Source organism: Vibrio sp. 1402, assembly GCF_033340275.1.
On sequence record NZ_JAWOWE010000405.1, the window covers coordinates 1 to 624 of the forward strand.

At 50.6% G+C, this 624-nt stretch carries 1 pseudogene; it reads right to left on the minus strand.

Features of this window, described 5'->3' with window-relative positions:
• Positions 1 to 624, minus strand: a pseudogene (gene fliD / locus R7044_RS26335) (flagellar filament capping protein FliD); the annotation flags it as partial.

Below are 624 nucleotides of genomic sequence, written 5' to 3' on the forward strand. Positions count from 1 at the left end.
AGCTTCTTTGGTCGTAACGTAAGAATCCGTCAATGTGCCTGAGGCGGCATTGTTCCAACCTGGAACATCCGGCGCTTTCTCTATCGCCTTTTCATCCAATTCCAGTTCTGGCTCTTCGTATGAATCCAGCAAGGTGCCTGACGCAGTTTCTGTCCAACCTGGAATGCGCTCTTCAGGTCGCAAGCTCGAACGTTGATTGGCCTTATCAATGGCTTCTTGTCCGGCTTTAGCAGCCTCTGCACCAGCAGCAGAGGTCGGTTCTTGCGATGCATCATCTTGTGCATTATCTGCCGCTTTTTGCGCTTCTGGAGGTAGAGGGTTGCCGTTCTCATCCAGAATTTCTGGTTGATCCGGTTGTTGCGGAGCTTGTAGTGGCCCTAACACTTCTTCTGCCGCTGCACGTGCTTCTTCAAGCGCGTTAACTCGGTCTTCAAGTGTTTGGTATTCGAAATATTTCAGAGGGTTGCCTCTTTCGGCTTCCACGCTGACTTTGATTTGATGATCCTTACCAGAAAGGTTTGAGGCAAGGATGAGACGCGGTCCTTCGACATCATTAATGACGGAAGCACGAACGCCAGGGTTGTCTTTAGCGCCATTGATGCCGCGTACGACATCGATGAGCTT